Annotated in this window: 18 protein-coding genes; 3 read left to right on the top strand and 15 right to left on the bottom strand. The window is 50.3% G+C overall.

Annotated elements, in window-relative coordinates; translation table 11 throughout:
- Window positions 1-11: 11 nt before the first annotated feature.
- From EDM55_RS09815 to EDM55_RS09825, 3 genes are read right to left on the bottom strand one after another with little or no spacing between them, the layout of a single operon-like run.
- Complete coding sequence (locus EDM55_RS09815; protein WP_122960219.1) at window positions 12-1,169, bottom strand: CpaE/TadZ family protein; 1,158 nt, start codon at window positions 1,167-1,169, stop codon at window positions 12-14.
- The gene (locus tag EDM55_RS09820) at window positions 1,166-1,951 is read right to left on the bottom strand and encodes a CpaB family protein (RefSeq protein ID WP_122960220.1); all 786 of its coding nucleotides are present in this window, start codon (window positions 1,949-1,951) and stop codon (window positions 1,166-1,168) included. Before EDM55_RS09820 ends, EDM55_RS09815 begins: the two co-directional genes overlap by 4 nt.
- A gap of 27 nt (window positions 1,952-1,978) precedes the next feature.
- Window positions 1,979-2,431, bottom strand: coding sequence for a prepilin peptidase (locus EDM55_RS09825; RefSeq protein ID WP_246070861.1), 453 nt, complete (start codon window positions 2,429-2,431; stop codon window positions 1,979-1,981).
- 233 nt (window positions 2,432-2,664) lie between these two features.
- Here EDM55_RS09825 and EDM55_RS09830 point away from each other — a divergent pair, with 233 nt between their 5' ends.
- Window positions 2,665-2,856 (top strand): CDGSH iron-sulfur domain-containing protein, encoded by a 192-nt coding sequence (locus EDM55_RS09830; protein ID WP_092267437.1) that lies wholly within the window; start codon window positions 2,665-2,667, stop codon window positions 2,854-2,856.
- 93 nt (window positions 2,857-2,949) lie between these two features.
- Complete coding sequence (locus tag EDM55_RS09835) at window positions 2,950-3,270, top strand: thioredoxin family protein (protein ID WP_122960221.1); 321 nt, start codon at window positions 2,950-2,952, stop codon at window positions 3,268-3,270.
- A gap of 11 nt (window positions 3,271-3,281) precedes the next feature.
- Here the strand turns inward: EDM55_RS09835 and EDM55_RS09840 are convergent, their stop codons facing one another.
- From EDM55_RS09840 to EDM55_RS09850, 3 genes are read right to left on the bottom strand one after another with little or no spacing between them, the layout of a single operon-like run.
- Window positions 3,282-3,872: an AAA family ATPase gene (locus EDM55_RS09840; RefSeq protein WP_122960222.1), complete on the bottom strand. Its 591-nt coding sequence runs from the start codon at window positions 3,870-3,872 to the stop codon at window positions 3,282-3,284.
- Between the two features lie 59 nt (window positions 3,873-3,931).
- Window positions 3,932-4,312 carry a LysR substrate-binding domain-containing protein gene (locus EDM55_RS31410; protein WP_246070862.1) on the bottom strand — a complete coding sequence of 127 codons (381 nt, stop codon included), beginning with the start codon at window positions 4,310-4,312 and terminating at the stop codon, window positions 3,932-3,934.
- Window position 4,313: 1 nt separating this feature from the next.
- Window positions 4,314-4,538 (bottom strand): LysR family transcriptional regulator, encoded by a 225-nt coding sequence (locus EDM55_RS09850; RefSeq protein ID WP_092267441.1) that lies wholly within the window; start codon window positions 4,536-4,538, stop codon window positions 4,314-4,316.
- A 114-nt stretch (window positions 4,539-4,652) separates the two neighbouring features.
- On the opposite strand from EDM55_RS09850, the gene EDM55_RS09855 reads away from it, so the two are divergent.
- Window positions 4,653-4,859, top strand: coding sequence for a hypothetical protein (locus EDM55_RS09855; RefSeq protein WP_092267442.1), 207 nt, complete (start codon window positions 4,653-4,655; stop codon window positions 4,857-4,859).
- Between the two features lie 163 nt (window positions 4,860-5,022).
- Here EDM55_RS09855 and ggt read toward each other — a convergent pair whose 3' ends face one another.
- From ggt to EDM55_RS09900, 9 genes are all read right to left on the bottom strand, one after another.
- On the bottom strand, window positions 5,023-6,633 hold the full coding sequence (gene ggt / locus EDM55_RS09860) for a gamma-glutamyltransferase (RefSeq protein ID WP_092267443.1): 1,611 nt from the start codon (window positions 6,631-6,633) through the stop codon (window positions 5,023-5,025).
- Between the two features lie 29 nt (window positions 6,634-6,662).
- The gene (locus EDM55_RS09865; RefSeq protein ID WP_092267444.1) at window positions 6,663-7,193 is read right to left on the bottom strand and encodes a chromate transporter; all 531 of its coding nucleotides are present in this window, start codon (window positions 7,191-7,193) and stop codon (window positions 6,663-6,665) included.
- The gene (locus tag EDM55_RS09870) at window positions 7,190-7,771 is read right to left on the bottom strand and encodes a chromate transporter (RefSeq protein ID WP_092267445.1); all 582 of its coding nucleotides are present in this window, start codon (window positions 7,769-7,771) and stop codon (window positions 7,190-7,192) included. The genes EDM55_RS09865 and EDM55_RS09870 overlap by 4 nt, the downstream gene beginning before the upstream one ends.
- 21 nt (window positions 7,772-7,792) lie before the next feature.
- Window positions 7,793-8,779 (bottom strand): ABC transporter ATP-binding protein, encoded by a 987-nt coding sequence (locus EDM55_RS09875; RefSeq protein WP_092267446.1) that lies wholly within the window; start codon window positions 8,777-8,779, stop codon window positions 7,793-7,795.
- On the bottom strand, window positions 8,776-9,750 hold the full coding sequence (locus EDM55_RS09880; protein WP_122960223.1) for an ABC transporter ATP-binding protein: 975 nt from the start codon (window positions 9,748-9,750) through the stop codon (window positions 8,776-8,778). Before EDM55_RS09880 ends, EDM55_RS09875 begins: the two co-directional genes overlap by 4 nt.
- A 55-nt stretch (window positions 9,751-9,805) precedes the next feature.
- Window positions 9,806-10,636: an ABC transporter permease gene (locus EDM55_RS09885; protein WP_092267448.1), complete on the bottom strand. Its 831-nt coding sequence runs from the start codon at window positions 10,634-10,636 to the stop codon at window positions 9,806-9,808.
- Window positions 10,636-11,592, bottom strand: a complete 957-nt coding sequence (locus tag EDM55_RS09890) for an ABC transporter permease (RefSeq protein ID WP_092267449.1) — start codon at window positions 11,590-11,592, stop codon at window positions 10,636-10,638. The genes EDM55_RS09885 and EDM55_RS09890 overlap by 1 nt, the downstream gene beginning before the upstream one ends.
- A 61-nt stretch (window positions 11,593-11,653) precedes the next feature.
- A complete protein-coding gene (locus EDM55_RS09895; protein WP_122960224.1) occupies window positions 11,654-13,222 on the bottom strand; it encodes an ABC transporter substrate-binding protein in 1,569 nt (522 codons plus the stop codon).
- Between the two features lie 151 nt (window positions 13,223-13,373).
- Window positions 13,374-13,850, bottom strand: coding sequence for an Lrp/AsnC family transcriptional regulator (locus EDM55_RS09900; protein WP_092267451.1), 477 nt, complete (start codon window positions 13,848-13,850; stop codon window positions 13,374-13,376).
- Between the last annotated feature and the right edge of the window lie 213 nt (window positions 13,851-14,063).

Consider the following 14,063-nt stretch of genomic DNA (forward strand, 5'->3'; position numbering starts at 1 on the left):
CCATCCCCCTCCTACGACAGCTTGGTCAGAACCCATTTTCGAATTTCCTTCGCTGCAGGAATCAGCTTTTTTTCGTTGGCTTCCCGTTGCAAGGGCTGACCTAGGTTCACCGCAGCCTGAATACCTTTGTGATCACGGCTGATTTCCGCAGCAATCGGAGCCTGTATTAGCCCTTTCAGATCTGATACCGTCAGTTCGTTATCCCTTCCGACTTGATTGACCACGACCTCAAGTCGCCCCTCTGTATCAATTCGCAGCCTTCTGAACAGTTCTTCGGTCAGCCGATAGATTTGGACAGATGGCGTATCCAGATTCATCACGTAATAAATGAAGTCTGATTCCTCCAGAGCCGTATATGTCAGCTCATTCATATGGGTCGGCAGATCGATAATCACAAAGTCGTAGCTGCGACGGCTTGCTCGAATCAGTCTGGTGATGAACTCCTCGGACATGTTTTCAGCCGTTTCGGCATCGCGCGGACTTGCGAGCACTTCCAGCTTGGAATGCGTCTCGCGCAAAGACACGTTGCGAATATGATTTTCGTTCATCTCGTTCATGACTGGGACCAGGTCGGCCAGTGTCCTACTCGAATCGAGCGAGAAAAACGTTTCCACCCCGCCATACTGGAGATTCAAATCGATTAACAGAACGCGTGCGGTCGATTCCAGCTTGAGCGCCTGCGCAAACCCGGTCGCCAGCTGCGTGCGTCCACTTCCGCCTTTTCCACTGTAAAAGGAGTACACTTTTCCTCTTCCGCGCACAAACGCTTTGCCGGAGCTAGCCGTCCCTTTTTTTCGCTGCTGCTGCTCCCCCAGCTCGGCGATTTTCTCCAGACGATCCGTAAGCAGCGCCAGCTCATCCGGCATGACAATATACTCAATGGCCCCTGCTCGGACGATATCGCGGAGCAAGCCAAAGTCTTGCCTTTCCGTCAAAAAAATGACGAGCCCTTCGGGAATCTCTCCCTGTATGTATTGCACCAGCTCGACCCCGGAGCCGTCCTCTGGCTGGACGATCAGAACAACATCAGGAGCGATTCGGTCGATTTCTTTTTTCACTTCACGCGACGAGGTAAATTGGACATTGCCATATTGGCTGAGAGCCTCGCTCAGCATGCTCTTGATCGAGTCGTAATCAGCGACGACTAAAATTTTGGTATCTGGATTCATGACTTGCCCTCCGGTTTGACGACAGATGTCGGTTGAGCAGGTTTCGCAGGCGTCTGCTTCACAGATGCTGGCTGACCATTAGCGGGCTTTGGCTGGTTCTTGTCCCCAGCAGCCGGTGCCGTGGTTTGCTTTGGCTGTTGATCCTGGAACGGCTGCGGGATGCCCAGCTCGCCTTTGCCTACATTCGCCTTCAAAATCCGCATGACCTCAGCATAGTGCTGCTGGTGAATAAAGGCGGGAACCTGCTCAAACGGCATTTCCAAGGCGACTCCTTTAAACTGATCGTCCGTCTTCGCGACCATGGCGACCGGCACATCCTTCATAAATACTTCCGTTGCACTCTTCCCATTCACCTCGTGTGAGACAATAATATCGACACGATCCAATGCCTCGAGCTGCTGATCAAATACGATATTGCCGGAAGCATACACCGTCACGAGCCGATTGTTCTGGTCTCTGACTGTTGCAGCGGGCTTAATGATGTTTTTCGTAATGATGTCTCCTTCCGACAAGGGAACAACGGTTACCTGATTCTTCAAACTGAGCTTATCCGTCACATACGAGTGATCTGCATACTTTTTAGGTATTTGCATGGTCTTGATTTGGTCAGGCGCTATGAGCGACCGGGAGGCGATATCTGTGCTTGCCACGTAAATGTCCACCATTTCTCCGAGCTGTGAATTCAGGTCCTTGATTTTTTTCAAGAACAAAAAGCCTGCTGTCGCCGCCAGGATCAGAGACAGCGCCAAAAAGATGATTGCTCTTCGCTTCGATTCCAACATCGAGTGACTCCCTCTCCCTCTTCAACATCAGATAAACGCTACAGCCATGAGCAAGAGGCTCGTTCCACCTGCAATAAAAGGAGCCAGAGGAATTTCCCGTCCTGCCGCCTGCCTCCCTGACACTTTGGCTGCCAGCCAGATCGGGATAACGATGAGTCCTGCGAGCAGGTAAGTGAAGCACAAGATATACAACCCAGCTTCCCACCCAACTGCCGCTCCTACCAGCGTAAACAGCTTGATGTCTCCTCCTCCCAATTGCCCATTGCTCACGACCGCCATCAGCAAGGTGACTCCTCCGATCAATATGACCCCCAGTCCATACGTAGTCCATTGGTCCGGATGGGTAAATGCATGGTAAATGAGAAAATAGGCGATTCCTGGCAGAGTAAGCCAGTCATAAATGAGGCGGCTGCGAAGATCGGTATACACCGCAATGGTCATGACGAGAACTACCGGAATGACGACGAAATTGGACAGCACCCCTTGCCCTCCTTCCATCTTTTAGGAAACCCTATCGCACTCACAGACGGGAATTCGGGAAATTTTGTTGCACGTACAGGAGAAAAACTTGGGATTTTTTTCTTAAAAAAGGGGGAGGCATCCAAAACTGTGTCGAAATGTAACAGGAAAGGGGGCTTATTTTCCATACTTACGGCATGTGTATTCATTCCCATTTTGTGAAAAAATAACCAGTAGGTAGAGGAGGTGAGAAAATGTCAGATATCAAGGTGCTAGATAATGGTCCACTGCTCGTGACGGGAGAGTTCACCCTGCTGGATGGTGAGGGAAATCCCATGGAAAGAAAGGAAAAGGTGCATCTCTGTAGATGCGGCTTGTCCTCGAACAAGCCTTACTGTAACGGGGCCCATAAAGGGCAGTTTGAGAGTGTCGTAAGAGCGGAGTAGTAGATAAGACGCAGAGCCCTCTGTATCATCAGAGGGCTTTTTGCTATCATGGTGGGGTAAATTCATCATGCTTGGAGAAGGGGGAATAGACAGATGCGCGAATACAACGATCTATCCGAGCTTACCGTGGACATTGCCAAACACCCGATGAGTTTGCTGTTCGTAAAAATGCCGAACTGCGGCGTATGTGACGCGACTTTTGAGAAAACCAAGGAGCTGCTGCAGTCCTACCCGCAGGTTCCTTTTATGGTCGCCTCGATCGAAAAGCTCCCCAGCCTGTCCGGAGAGTTTCTCCTCTTTACCGCTCCGACTATTCTATTGTTTCGTGAAGGGAAAGAAGTCTTTCGGCAATCGCGGATCGTGGTGTTTGGGGAATTGGAGAGGTCTATCCAACTATGGAGTGAGTCGCTGTGAGCACTTGATTGTCAGTCTTTCCATAGATTTGCTATCAACGGCAGTACCCTCGCTTCTACCGCCTCGACATCGAGAGCGTCTACCGGGAGCACCGTCGTCGCAGGCAGCCTGGAAAACCATTCTTTTTCGTATGGAAGCATGCGCATCGCTTGGGCAAAAGAGCCGCGGCTTCGGGTCACGTCACCTTCTTTTCTGGCGGACAGTGTTTTTGTCTGGGCATCCAAATAGATGATGGTATCCGAGCGGCATGAGCGCAGCTCTTTTAGCTCTGCCTTCAATTGTCCCTCGATATCCCACTCCTTCCCGATGCTCAACGGATAATGCAGCGTGTAGCACTCGATGTCCTCCGGTCCGCGATCGTAGATGATGTTTGCATCTGGCAGCCGCCGAAAACGCTCTACCTCGTGCTCGATGAACATCCTCTGATTGATGATAAAGTCTTTTTCTTTTTGCAGATCGAGGGCAAGCTCTTTCCTTTTTTGCACAAGTGCTGACGGATCTTCATAGATAACCCAAGCATCGCTGATGGCCCTCTCCAATCGTTTTGCCAGCGTCGTCTTCCCGGCAGCCATACCGCCTTGGAGGGAAATAACCCGCTTCATCTAACTTCCCCCCTTTATCGGAAGAATGGTTGTTCTTTTGCTTCATGCGAACGTCTCTATCACATAGTTGCGAAACAATTCCGCCGCTGGTGATAACGTATGCCCTGAAATGCAGGAATAATCGTCACCCCGAGCCTGGAGGAAACAAGAGCCGCTATGGTAGGAATATCTTCTCCCTCGAATTTGATCTGTGGTGTAAAGCCAGCCTCCCGACAAAAGCCGTCTATGGCCTCCCTCATCCCCAAACCTTTCCTGATCCCGATAAAGCCATCCTCGGACAGCTGCTTCAATGCGATGGAAGTCCTCCCCGCATAACCGTGTTTCGCCGGAACATACAAAAAAAGCTCCTCGTCGAGCAAAGGATGCCAATGTATCTGTGGGTGAGGATCAAAGGTACTGATCAAACAGATATCGACCTCTCTGTTGAGAAGCTGCTGAATACTAAACGATGTTTTGTTCTGAAATAGCCGAAATTCTACCTGCGGGTAAAATTTCGGGCAGGATCGTGATTTCCAGCGTCTGCAGAAATCTCAGCGCCACCGTTCCCGTATAGGGATTTTTCAAATGCTGAATCTCCTGTACGCCCATTGCAAGCTCTTTTGCCGCCTGTCCAAAGTGCTCAAGCCTTGCCACTACGCGAAAATACTCTAGCTGCTGCCATTCCATGAGTAGCGAACCGATAACAAAAAGGTATCATTTTTATAGAAATAATACATTAGACGCTATCGGTATACAAGGATTACACTCGATAAAGATAAGTAGAACGAGGAGAGGTTTTTCATGTCTTACATCAGGATCGGCAGCACCGTTACTTTTGCCATCCTCTATGGCCCGCAAACATTGATCCATACCTTTTCGGAGTCCTTTGGCATTTCTCCATCTACGGCAAGCTTTACAGTCTCTTTGGCCTTGCATCGGACCCTTCGTTTGGCAAAGCTTGCAAGCCGAGGAAAGCCTGAGCAGATCACCCCTGTCTCTAGTCCATAGATGATCAAACAGGTGAGAAACGTTAGAAAACTTGGCTCCGCTAAGCCTTTTGGCGGGGCCTTAGTTGCACTTATACTGGCTAAGAATCTTATAAATTCTTACTGTACAAAAAAACCGTACGGATTTGATTCCCGTACGGTTTTTCTTATTCGTCTCTCTGCTCTTACCAAGCCGCGATGCTGCTGTCTGTACGCATGTCGGTACCACCGGAGAGCACGCCATTTTCATCGCGCCAGATGATCTGGCCGCGACCGAAGTAGTTGCCCAGCGACGCCCATTTGATCTGGTGGCCTTTGCGCTCGAGTGCCAGCGCCAAATGCTCAGGGAAGTGACGCTCGAGCTCGACGACCTTACCTTCTGTCCACTGCCAGCGAGGCGCATCGAGAGAAGCTTGTGGATTCAGATGGAAGTCGATGGTGTTCATGACAACCTGTACGTGTCCTTGCGGCTGCATGAAGCCACCCATGACGCCAAATGGTCCGACTGCCTTGCCGTCTTTCGTCAGGAAGCCTGGGATGATGGTATGGAACGTTCTTTTTCCTGGCTCCAAGCGGTTGTCATGAGCAGGGTCCAGCGAGAAGTTGTGTCCACGGTTTTGCATGGCAATACCGGTTCCCGGAATAACGACGCCAGAGCCGAAGCCCATGTAGTTGCTTTGAATGAAGGACACCATGTTGCCTTCCCCGTCAGCCGTAGCCAAGTAAACGGTACCGCTTGCGCGAGGATTTCCTGGCTCAGGAGTCAGCGCTTTGGAACCGATCAGTGCACGGCGAGTGTCCGCATATTCATCGGCGAGCAGCTCTTCTGCCGTCACGCTCATCTGGCCGGATTCGGTGATGTATTTCAAACCATCGGTAAATGCCAGCTTCATGGCTTCGATCTGTTTGTGGTAGGTTTCTGTCGTGTCTTTGGCATCGAAGTCGAAGCCCTTGAGGATATTCAACGCCATCAGGGCGATCATGCCTTGACCGTTCGGCGGAATTTCCCAGACATCATAGCCGCGGTAGTTGACGCTCAAAGGTTTTACCCACTCCGGTTCAAATGCAGCCAAATCCTCTTTCGTCAGGAAGCCGCCGCACTCTTTGGAGAACGCATCGATTTTCTCCGCCAGCTCACCACGGTAGAAGCTTTCCGCGTTCGTCTCCGCGATTTGGCGCAAAGTAGCGGCATGACCCGGTGATTTCCAGATGTCGCCTGCTTTCGGCAGTTTTCCGCCTGGAATGAAGGTTTCGAACCAATGCGCAAATTCTGGTCCTGTGCACAGCTTGGAAAACTTCTTGTAAGCCACGCTCCAGTAGTGAGCGAGGGTCGGGGAAAGCGGATAGCCGTTTTCTGCGTAATCGATAGCCGGTTGCAAAACTTCTGTCAAAGGAAGCTTGCCAAAACGTTTCGACAGCGTTGCCCAGGCAGCAGGTGCACCCGGAACCGTCACAGGCGTCCAGCCGTATGTCGGAATTTCCTCGTGGCCTTTTGCTTTTACGGCTTCGATCGAAATGCTCTGTGGAGCAGGTCCACTCGAGTTGAGACCATACAGCTCATCCTTTACCCATACCAACGCGAACGCGTCACCGCCGATGCCGTTGGACGTCGGTTCTACGACCGTCAGGCATGCCGCCGTTGCAATAGCAGCGTCGATGGCGTTTCCGCCTTTTTTCAGGATATCCAAGCCCGCCTGTGCTGCGAGAGGCTGGGAGGTTGCTACCATCCCGTTTTTCGCAAAAGTGGTCATGCGCCGTGATGCATACGGGTATTCCATTGCGTCATAATTAACCATGTAGTTTGCCTCCTTATTAACAGTTGATCCTAGCCAATGAAGATGTACCCGTACACCATGGCTGCTACGATGACAATCGCCGGATGTACTTTCCAAGTCTCCAGGAGCAAATACGAAGCAACGGACAGAATAATCGTTTGCATCCACCCGATTCCTTCCACAGCTCCCATGATAAATTGGTATGTCATGGTTCCCAATAGTACAGTGACGATTGGACGAACCGATTGAGTCATGGCCTTTACTTGTGGAGCACTACGGAAAATATTGATGAATTGCAAAAGCAGGATCATGGCGATCGCGGTAGGAGCTACTGTCGCAAAAAGCGCTACTGTCGCGCCGGGTACGCCTGCTACCTGATAGCCGACATAGCCCGCGAGCTTGGTCGCAATCGGACTTGGGAGCGCGTTCCCCACCGCCAGCATTTCCCCGAATTCTTTCACCGACATCCATTTGTAGTGATCGACGACTTCGTTCTGAATCAGCGGAATGCTGGGAGGGCCACCGCCATACCCCAAAATGTTGGAAATGAAAAACGCCCAGAATAACTGAAAGTAAATCATGCTGCGCCCTCCTTGCCGTCCTTTTTCTTACGCTTTCGGACCGACCAGGTGGAATAAGCAAAGGAAATCACCAAAGCGATTCCCACGACAATTCCCGGATGCCAGTCAAGAAACAGCAAAGCGACCAAGGATAAGGCGAGAGAAACACTTACACCGGTTTTGCTCGGAGCGCCTTGCCAAGCCTTTTGCAAAAACTCCCAGGTGAGCACACCTGTCATCACTGCGATTACAGGGCCAATCGCCTGAATCATGCCGTAAACCCCCGGTGCATCCTTCCACTTGTAGATGACTTCCAAGAGAGCGATCATCACGATGACAATCGGCAGTACGACACCGATGTTTGCCACCAGTGCGCCCTTCCAGCCTTTTACCCGGTAGCCGATAAACGCAGCCAGCTTGGTTGCAATCGGTCCCGGAAGAGCATTCCCCAGTGCCAGATTATCTGCAAAGTCTTCGTCTGTTACCCACTTATACTTTTTCACGCACTCGGTGTGGAACAGGGGAACCATCGTAGGTCCTCCCCCGAATCCGAAGATACCGATACGGAAAAACGCGATAAACAGTTGCCAGTAAATCATGGTTGTTCCTCCGTCCTGCCTCTAACGGCGAAGTTCACCCGATTGCACCAAATGGCAGGATACCAGTTGTCCGGCTCCGATATCAGCCAGACTCGGTACTGTCGTTTTACAAACATCCGTTGCGTAAGGGCAACGTGGATGGAAGGTGCAACCGCTTGGCGGATTTGCCGGACTCGGCAGATCGCCTGTAAGCAAGATCCTCTCCCGCTTCTGGCGGGGTTTTGCCACTGGTACAGCGGACAGCAAAGCCCGCGTATACGGGTGGCTCGGATTCTCAAACAAGGTTCGTTTATCGGCAATTTCTACGACGCGGCCCAAATACATGACGGCGATCCGGTCGCACAAATGCTTGACGACTGACAGGTCATGCGAAATGAACATGAGTGTCAGATTGAATTCTTTTTTCAAGTCTTTGAGCAAATTGAGTACCTGCGACTGAATCGATACGTCCAGCGCGGATACGGGCTCATCGGCAATGATCAGCTTTGGTTTGACAACCAGTGCACGTGCGATCCCGATCCGTTGCCGTTGTCCACCCGAGAAGTCGTGGGGATGACGGTTCAGGTGCTCTTTGCGAAGACCAACGATCTCGATGATTTCTTCGATCGTTTTCTCACGCTCTGCTATCGTACCTATATTGTGTACCATCAGCGATTCCATCAGAATTTGCTTAATCGTCATACGCGGGTTCAGCGAAGCGTATGGATCCTGGAAAATCATTTGCAAGTCCTTGCGCATTTTGCGCATTTCTTCTTTTGGAAGCTTTGCCAAGTCTTTTCCGTCAAACCATACTTCCCCCGAGCTCGGTTCCAAGAGGCGCATGATGCTTCGTCCTGTGGTGGACTTCCCGCAGCCAGACTCTCCTACGATTCCAAGCGTTTCACCCGGAAACACCTGCAGATCGATACCGTCGACAGCTTTGACATACCCTGCCGTCTTCTTTAAAAATCCGCCCTTGATGGGAAAATGCTGTTTTAGCCCTTTTACTTCCAACAGAGGTTTCGTCATGCTTGTTCCCCCCCATCTGCATACAGCCAGCAGCGGCATTTTTGACCGTCCAGCTGCAACAGCTCAGGCGGCTGTTCATTACAGATCGCCATCGCCTTCGAGCAACGAGGAGCAAATCGGCAGCCTTTTGGCATTTGCTGCGGCAATGGTACGGCACCTGGAATTGTTTCCAGGTACTCGCGTTCGTCGTCAAGCTCCGGAATCGAATTCATCAAACCAATCGTATAAGGATGCTTTGGACTTTCAAACAAGGTGTCTACATCTGTCTCTTCTACGACTTGCCCCGCGTACATGACAATCACGCGGTCGCACATCTCCGCTACGACGCCCAAATCGTGCGTAATCAGCATGATGGATGTTCCTGTTTTTTCTTTGAGGTCACGCATCAGATCGAGGATTTGCGCCTGGATCGTTACGTCGAGAGCAGTCGTCGGCTCATCCGCGATGATCAGCTTCGGATCACAGGACATCGCCATTGCGATCATGACCCGCTGACGCATCCCACCAGAGAGCTGATGCGGGAATTCACCGTAGATTTCTTCGGCACGCGGCATCCCTACTGCTTTGAGCATGGCGATCGCCCGTTCTTTCGCCTGTGCCTTGCTCACTTTCATATGAAGCATGACTGCTTCTTCAATCTGTCTGCCTACTGTATGCAGCGGATTGAGGGAAGTCATCGGCTCCTGGAAAATCATCGCGATTTCATTACCGCGAACGCGCTGCATGTCTTTTTCCGACAGCCCGAGCACGTCTTTTCCATTAAAACGGATGCTTCCTTCCGACTTACCGTTTTGCGGCAGCAACCGCATAATCGACAGGCTGGTTACGCTTTTTCCGCAGCCTGATTCACCTACGACTCCGAGCGTCTCGCCGGCACGGATGGAGAAGTCGACGCCGTCAACGACACTGACGACACCGCTGTCTGTGCGAAACCGGGTTCTCAGCTGCTCCACTTCCAAGATGGTCGTCATCTGCTCCACTCCCTTCGTTATTTCGTGACCATGTAAATCTTCAATATAAGCTTACCTATTTACGTGAACGCGGATCTAGAACCTGTTGCAAGCCATCACCCAGCAAGTTGAAGCCAAGTACAACTAAGAAGATCGCAATACCTGGATAAAATGTTGCATAAGGAGCTACGGACATCAATGTTTGAGCCTGGTTCAGCATGCTTCCCCACGACGGTGTAGGTGGTTGTACCCCTAGACCGAGATATGAAAGAGAAGCTTCTGCGATAATCCCTGACGCCATCGCCAGTGTCGCTTGAATCATGATCGGGTTGAGCGCATTCGGCAAGATGTGGCGGAAAATGATGCGAGCATCTTTGACACCGACCGATCTGGCTGCGTGAATGTACTCCATATTGCGAAGAGTCAGTACTTGACCGCGCGTGATGCGTACGAAAGCCGGAGCAAACCCGATACCAATCGCCAGCATCGCATTGCCGAATCCAGAACCGAGTACGGCGGAAATCGCCAGAGCCAAGATCAGGAAAGGGAATGCCTGCATCGCGTCAACACTGCGCATAACTACCCACTCGTCCCAAAAACCGCGGTAGTAACCGGACAAAAGCCCGATCGGTACGCCGATCAGCATCGCAATCCCAACGGAAATCAAGGCAGCTTCCATGGAGATACGCGCCCCGTAAACGACACGGGAGAAAATATCGCGACCGAGGTCGTCTGTTCCAAACAAGTGATCGCCGCCAGGAGCAAGCAGGATCTTGTTGTAATCTTGTGCGTTCGGGTCGTAGGGAGCGATCTGAGGAGCAAAGATTGCTACAATGATCAGTCCGAGGATGATCACCGCTCCGATGACACCCAACCCGTTTCGGAGAAATTTGCCTAGGGTTTTCATTACTCACCCGCTCCTTTCCCGCTCTTGATGCGTGGATCGATTACTGCGTACAAAATATCTACAGCCAGGTTTACGAGTACAACCAGTACAGCCGACACGAGAATCGCACCTTGTACCGTAACATAATCCCGTTTAAATACAGATTCTACAATCAGACGACCAAATCCAGGGATGGAGAAGATCGACTCAGTAATGACCAGACCACCCAAGAGGCCGGCGATCATCAGACCAGAAGTCGTTACAACTGGCACCATCGCGTTGCGCAATGCATGTCCCAGAATCGTGCGTGCTTCGTTCAAACCCTTTGCTTTTGCTGTACGGATAAAGTCCATGTTTACCACATCGAGCAAGGAAGAGCGCAGCATGCGCATGAGGACAGCGGATTCACGAAGGCCAGTCGCCACACAAGGAAGAACCATGGCCAACAGGTTTTGCGTTGGATTTTCAAAGAAGGAGACGTAGCCCGATGAAGGCAGCCATTGGTTTTCAACCGCGAAGTAGATAATCATCATCATCGCCAGCCAAAAGCTTGGGATACTCATTCCTCCCAGTGCAGTAAAGGTACTTGTGTAATCAATCCAGGTCCCGCGTCTCGTCGCCGCCAGGATCCCCGCAGGAAACGCGATGAGGATCGCTACGAGGAAAGTCCCTATGGTCAACTCCACCGTCGCAGGCAGCCTTTGCTTGATCAATTCAGAGACCGGAATCCGGTCCGTGATGGACATCCCCAAATCACCCGTTACCACTTTTCCCAGCCAGGAAAAATATTGCACCACGATCGGCTTGTCTAAACCAAGCTCTGTTCGCAGTGCCTGATAGGCTTCCGGTGTCGCCTCTTGTCCTAAAATGACCCGGGCAGGATCGCCCGGGATCATATGGATCAAAGAGAAAGTCAGAATCGACACCAGCAGGAGAATCGGGATTGTCAGCAGTAGACGTCTGACCACAAACATCATGACAATTCCTCCTCGCTCTTGCTGTTATAGTGTAGTCAAGCTTGAAGCAGAAAGCTTAAGCTTATTGCTTGTCCAGAGTTGCTGTACGGATCAGACCGTCTGGTACATACGTGAAGCCTGTAACTTTTTTGTTCATACCGATCAGAACAAATTGATGGTACATGTAAGAATAGCCAGCTTCGTCTTGCAGAAGCTTCGTAGCTTCTTCATACAGAGCTTTACGTTTTGTTTCATCTACTTCACTGCGTGCTTTCATAACCAGCTCATCCAATTTTGGCAGATCAATACGTCCGTCGTTGTTGGAAGCGCCTTTTACTACGAAGTCATGGAAGTTTTGGTCTGGGTCTTGACGTCCGGACCAGCCCAGTTGCAGTGCATCGAATTCGCCTTTTTCACCTGTTTCCAGCAATTGACCGTACTCGAGTTTTTCCAGTGTGGCATTAATGCCGTGTTGCTTCCACATATTTTGCAGGACAGCACCCAATTGTTCGTTTTCAGGAGAAGACGTGATGTACAGTTTAAAGCTGAAGCCGTTTGGTTGTCCGCCTTTTGCCAGCAAGTCTTTGATTTTCGCAGCGTCAGGAGCGATTGGTGCGTTCAACGCTTCGTTGTACGCCAGGCTGCCTTTAGCAAATGCTGTGCGAGCAGGTGCTGCATAGCCGTTAAACAGTACTTTTACCAATGCCTCACGGTCGATCGCAGCGTCTACCGCTTGACGCAGATATTTGTTGTCAAATGGTGCACGGGAGTTGTTCAGGTACAGACCTTGGTAGCCCCATCCGGATTCTGCCGTCAGCGTGAGGTTGGAATCGCCTTTTACTGCCGGAATTTCCTTCACTGGTGTATCGTCGATGATGTCCAGCATGCCGGAGCGCAGGTTTTGTACTTTCGCAGTACCGTTCGTGAATACTTTGTAAGTCACTTCATCTACTTTCGGTGCGCCACCCCAGTAGTTTTCGTTCTTTTTCAGGGTAACGTGGTCGCCTTTTACTTGCTCAACAAATGCGAAAGGCCCGGTTCCCACTGGATGGTTCAGATATTGATCGCCATACTGCTTCACAGCTGCTGGTGAAACCATGGTACCACCACGGTCAGCCAGGATGGACAGGAACGGTGCAAATGGCTCTTTCATTTGTACCTTAACGGTATTTTTGTCAACAACAGTAACGGAATCAACGAACTTCATATCGCCTTTGCGTTTGGACTTCTCGTCGTTCATGTTGCGCTCGAAGTTGAATTTCACCGCTTCAGCATCGAAATCAGTTCCATCGTGGAACTTAACGCCTTGCTTCAGCTTGAACGTATATGTTTTACCATCTGGTGTAACCTCGTAGGATTCAGCCAGCATTGGCACGATTTTCCCGCTTGGATCGATTTCGAACAGCTTGTCGTAGAGGCTCGCGTATACTTGGCGATCATACAGTGAAGTCGAGATGTTCGGGTCCATGGAAGGTGGGTCTGCTTTCAGACCGATATTAATTACTTTTTTACCTGTAGATGGTGCAGGTGCTGCTGCGTTTCCGCCATCTGTGCTAGGAGCAGCGGTTCCTCCGCCTCCACAACCTGTTACCAGCAGCATTGTTCCCAGTACGGCACTCATCAATGTTTTGCTCGCTTTTTTCGAAAACATAGGATGACCCCTTTTCTCTTTTATTGTCTGCCCTGATGAAAGTATGTCGTATCTTGGATGTCTCACTTTTTCACTCTAATTACTTCATGGAATGATTGTCTCCCAACGGCACTTACTCCGATGGCATTCCCCCTTCCACTGTCGCGATGTCCTAACGAACGAACTTGTACTTGGACTTTAGGATTTTCAATTCATTAATCACGTTCACCCTGGTAACTCCCGGTATCTTGTTGAGGGTTTTCATCAAAAATTGTGACAATTCCTCGTAGTTGCGAACCAGAATTTGCGTGATCAACTGGTAATCTCCAGAGGTCAGAACAACCAAGCGTACTTCCACGATTCCGTTCAACACCGCGACTACATCGTCCAGCTTGTCCGCCTCTGTGGCAATCTGCACAAAAGCCTGTACGTTTAGCCCTGCTTTGACCGGATTGACGATGCCAACCAGACTCAAAACTCCCTCATCCTGCATTTGCTGCACGCGCATCCGGATTGTCTTCTCCGTAACGCCCAGCTCTTTGGCTATTTGAGTAAAAGGTAGACGTGCATTCTCTTGTAAGGCACGGACAATACCGTAGTCGATGTCATCTAATTCTGGATAAAGAGATCGTCGGAATTTTTCTTCCATATCATCCCTACCTTATTCGTCTTTTTCCCTAATTTTTGGTCCTTTAAACAGTCGATTTATTTTCAATAATGGACGAATTACGTTATTGTTGTTGTTACTATAATACGAATTTCGACAATATGCAACAGTTAATCTGAAAATTTGATTTTGAAAGCATTTTCAATATTTTATTTTTGTTTATCATATTGTTAACTGATATAAAGAAATACAAAA

The sequence above is a fragment of the Brevibacillus centrosporus genome (assembly GCF_003710815.1).
GTDB lineage: Bacteria > Bacillota > Bacilli > Brevibacillales > Brevibacillaceae > Brevibacillus > Brevibacillus centrosporus.

Excerpts from the sequence above, each read along its gene's own strand:
- EDM55_RS09815 (WP_122960219.1), bottom strand. The coding sequence starts at position 1,169 with ATGAATCCAGATACCAAAATTTTAGTCGTCGCTGATTACGACTCGATC.
- EDM55_RS09820 (WP_122960220.1), bottom strand. The coding sequence starts at position 1,951 with ATGTTGGAATCGAAGCGAAGAGCAATCATCTTTTTGGCGCTGTCTCTG.
- EDM55_RS09830 (WP_092267437.1), top strand. The coding sequence starts at position 2,665 with ATGTCAGATATCAAGGTGCTAGATAATGGTCCACTGCTCGTGACGGGA.
- EDM55_RS09835 (WP_122960221.1), top strand. The coding sequence starts at position 2,950 with ATGCGCGAATACAACGATCTATCCGAGCTTACCGTGGACATTGCCAAA.
- EDM55_RS09840 (WP_122960222.1), bottom strand. The coding sequence starts at position 3,872 with ATGAAGCGGGTTATTTCCCTCCAAGGCGGTATGGCTGCCGGGAAGACG.
- EDM55_RS09850 (WP_092267441.1), bottom strand. The coding sequence starts at position 4,538 with ATGGAATGGCAGCAGCTAGAGTATTTTCGCGTAGTGGCAAGGCTTGAG.
- EDM55_RS09855 (WP_092267442.1), top strand. The coding sequence starts at position 4,653 with ATGTCTTACATCAGGATCGGCAGCACCGTTACTTTTGCCATCCTCTAT.
- ggt (WP_092267443.1), bottom strand. The coding sequence starts at position 6,633 with ATGGTTAATTATGACGCAATGGAATACCCGTATGCATCACGGCGCATG.
- EDM55_RS09865 (WP_092267444.1), bottom strand. The coding sequence starts at position 7,193 with ATGATTTACTTTCAGTTATTCTGGGCGTTTTTCATTTCCAACATTTTG.
- EDM55_RS09870 (WP_092267445.1), bottom strand. The coding sequence starts at position 7,771 with ATGATTTACTGGCAACTGTTTATCGCGTTTTTCCGTATCGGTATCTTC.
- EDM55_RS09875 (WP_092267446.1), bottom strand. The coding sequence starts at position 8,779 with ATGACGAAACCTCTGTTGGAAGTAAAAGGGCTAAAACAGCATTTTCCC.
- EDM55_RS09880 (WP_122960223.1), bottom strand. The coding sequence starts at position 9,750 with ATGACGACCATCTTGGAAGTGGAGCAGCTGAGAACCCGGTTTCGCACA.
- EDM55_RS09885 (WP_092267448.1), bottom strand. The coding sequence starts at position 10,636 with ATGAAAACCCTAGGCAAATTTCTCCGAAACGGGTTGGGTGTCATCGGA.
- EDM55_RS09890 (WP_092267449.1), bottom strand. The coding sequence starts at position 11,592 with ATGATGTTTGTGGTCAGACGTCTACTGCTGACAATCCCGATTCTCCTG.
- EDM55_RS09895 (WP_122960224.1), bottom strand. The coding sequence starts at position 13,222 with ATGTTTTCGAAAAAAGCGAGCAAAACATTGATGAGTGCCGTACTGGGA.
- EDM55_RS09900 (WP_092267451.1), bottom strand. The coding sequence starts at position 13,850 with ATGGAAGAAAAATTCCGACGATCTCTTTATCCAGAATTAGATGACATC.